At 55.9% G+C, this 3,221-nt stretch carries 1 rRNA gene; it reads right to left on the bottom strand.

The annotated features are described in order from the left end of the window. Positions 1-52: 52 nt before the first annotated feature. Positions 53-3,161, bottom strand: a 23S ribosomal RNA gene (locus tag AB0F81_RS50885). Positions 3,162-3,221: the final 60 nt, after the last annotated feature.

Raw genomic sequence — 3,221 nt, 5'->3', positions numbered from 1 at the left:
TGGTTGTTCGTTTGCTGTGAATCACACAGTGGACGCAAGCGCAATGTATAAGGTGGTTAAGCCCTCGGCCTATTAGTACCGGTCAACTCAACACGTTACCGTGCTTACATTTCCGGCCTATCAACCCAATAGTCTCTTGGGAGCCTTACCCACTCAAGGTGGTGGGATACCTCATCTCGAAGCGAGCTTCCCGCTTAGATGCTTTCAGCGGTTATCCCTTCCGAACGTAGCCAACCAGCCGTGCCCTTGGCAGAACAACTGGCACACCAGAGGTTCGTCCGTCCCGGTCCTCTCGTACTAGGGACAGCCCTTCTCAAGTATCCAACGCGCACGGCGGATAGGGACCGAACTGTCTCACGACGTTCTAAACCCAGCTCGCGTACCGCTTTAATGGGCGAACAGCCCAACCCTTGGGACCTGCTACAGCCCCAGGATGCGACGAGCCGACATCGAGGTGCCAAACCATCCCGTCGATATGGACTCTTGGGGAAGATCAGCCTGTTATCCCCGGGGTACCTTTTATCCGTTGAGCGACACCGCTTCCACACGCAAGTGCCGGATCACTAGTCCCGACTTTCGTCCCTGCTCGACCCGTCAGTCTCACAGTCAAGCTCCCTTGTGCACTTACACTCAACACCTGATTGCCAACCAGGCTGAGGGAACCTTTGGGCGCCTCCGTTACCCTTTAGGAGGCAACCGCCCCAGTTAAACTACCCACCAGACACTGTCCCTCGACCCGATCAGGGCCGCAAGTTAGATACCCAAACCCAACAGAGTGGTATTTCAACAGCGCCTCCACCCGAACTGGCGTCCGAGCTTCACCGGCTCCCACCTATCCTACACAATTAAATTCAGATACCAATGTCAAGCTATAGTAAAGGTCCCGGGGTCTTTCCGTCCTGCCGCGCGTAACGAGCATCTTTACTCGTACTGCAATTTCGCCGGGCCTGTGGTTGAGACAGTGGGGAAGTCGTTACGCCATTCGTGCAGGTCGGAACTTACCCGACAAGGAATTTCGCTACCTTAGGATGGTTATAGTTACCACCGCCGTTTACTGGCGCTTAAGTTCTCCGCTTCGCCCCGAAGAGCTAACAGGTCCCCTTAACGTTCCAGCACCGGGCAGGCGTCAGTCCATATACATCGTCTTACGACTTGGCATGGACCTGTGTTTTTAGTAAACAGTCGCTTCCCCCTGCTCTCTGCGGCCATACCACGCTCCACCCGCAAAGGGGCTTCACGCGTCCGGCCCCCCTTCTCCCTAAGTTACGGGGGCAATTTGCCGAGTTCCTTAACCACAGTTCACCCGTCGCCTTAGTATTCTCTACCTGACCACCTGTGTCGGTTTAGGGTACGGGCCGCTCGAAACATCGCTAGAGGCTTTTCTCGGCAGCATAGGATCAATGACTTCACCAGAACGGCTCGGCATCACGTCTCAGACACATGCCATGCGGATTTGCCTACATGACGTCCTACACGCTTACCCCGGCACAACCACCGGCCGGGATCATCTACCTTCCTGCGTCACCCCATCGCTAAACTACTACCACCCAAGGTCCCGGTCTCCCTCATCGCCGGCCGAAGCCATTGACTCGTTCAAGCGGTTAGTACAGATGGGTTCGTCTTGGGCGCTTCTTTGCGGGTACGGGAATATCAACCCGTTGTCCATCGACTACGCCTCTCGGCCTCGCCTTAGGTCCCGACTCACCCAGGGCGGATTAGCCTGGCCCTGGAACCCTTGGTCATCCGGCGGAAGGGGTTCTCACCCTTCATTCGCTACTCATGCCTGCATTCTCACTCGTATGGCGTCCACGGCTGGATCACTCCGCCGCTTCCCCCGCCATACGACGCTCCCCTACCCATCCACACACCTGCACGGAGCTCCGAAGAACTCCGCGGGGTTAATGTGTGAATGCCACAGCTTCGGCGGTGTGCTTGAGCCCCGCTACATTGTCGGCGCGGAACCACTTGACCAGTGAGCTATTACGCACTCTTTAAAGGGTGGCTGCTTCTAAGCCAACCTCCTGGTTGTCCATGCGATCCCACATCCTTTTCCACTTAGCACACGCTTAGGGGCCTTAGCTGGCGATCTGGGCTGTTTCCCTCTCGACTACGAAGCTTATCCCCCGCAGTCTCACTGCCGCGCTCTCACTTACCGGCATTCGGAGTTTGGCTGATTTCAGTAAGCTTGTGGGCCCCCTAGACCATCCAGTGCTCTACCTCCGGCAAGAAACACGCGACGCTGCACCTAAATGCATTTCGGGGAGAACCAGCTATCACGGAGTTTGATTGGCCTTTCACCCCTAACCACAGGTCATCCCCCAACTTTTCAACGTTGGTGGGTTCGGTCCTCCACGCAGTCTTACCCACGCTTCAACCTGCCCATGGCTAGATCACCCCGCTTCGGGTCTAGAACATGCGACTAAAAGGCGCCCTATTAAGACTCGCTTTCGCTACGGCTACCCCACACGGGTTAACCTCGCCACATGCCACTAACTCGCAGGCTCATTCTTCAAAAGGCACGCCATCACCCCTAAAGGCTCTGACGGATTGTAGGCGAACGGTTTCAGGTACTATTTCACTCCCCTCCCGGGGTACTTTTCACCATTCCCTCACGGTACTTGTCCGCTATCGGTCACCAGGAAGTATTCAGCCTTACCAGGTGGTCCTGGCAGATTCACAGCAGATTCTAGGAGTCCGCTGCTACTCGGGAACACTGCAAAGAGGCTTGGAATTTTCGTCTACCGGGCTCTCACCGTCTACGGCTGGCTTTCCCACACCATTCGACTAACAACAAGCTTTGTAACTCTTCAAACGCGTGTCAGCACGTTCAAGCAGGTCCCACAACCCCGAAAACGCAACCCCTGACAGGTATCACACGCCATCGGTTTAGGCTACATCCGCTTTCGCTCGCCACTACTCACGGAATCACGGTTGTTTTCTCTTCCTACGGGTACTGAGATGTTTCACTTCCCCGCGTTCCCCTCACATGCCCTATGAATTCAGGCATGGATGACACGACATGACTCGTGCCAGGTTTCCCCATTCGGACACCCTGGGATCACAGCTAGGTTGACAGCTCCCCCAGGCCTATCGCGGCCTCCCACGTCCTTCATCGGCTCCTGGTGCCAAGGCATCCACCGTTCGCCCTTGACAACTTAACCACAGAAAACAAGATGCTCGCGTCCACTGTGCAATTCTCAACCAACGACCAACCCACAACC

Source organism: Actinoplanes sp. NPDC024001 (assembly GCF_040638955.1).
Taxonomy (GTDB): Bacteria; Actinomycetota; Actinomycetes; order Mycobacteriales; family Micromonosporaceae; genus Actinoplanes.
Note: the sequence above shows the minus strand (reverse complement) of the source record. Positions and strands in the feature narration are given on the sequence as shown.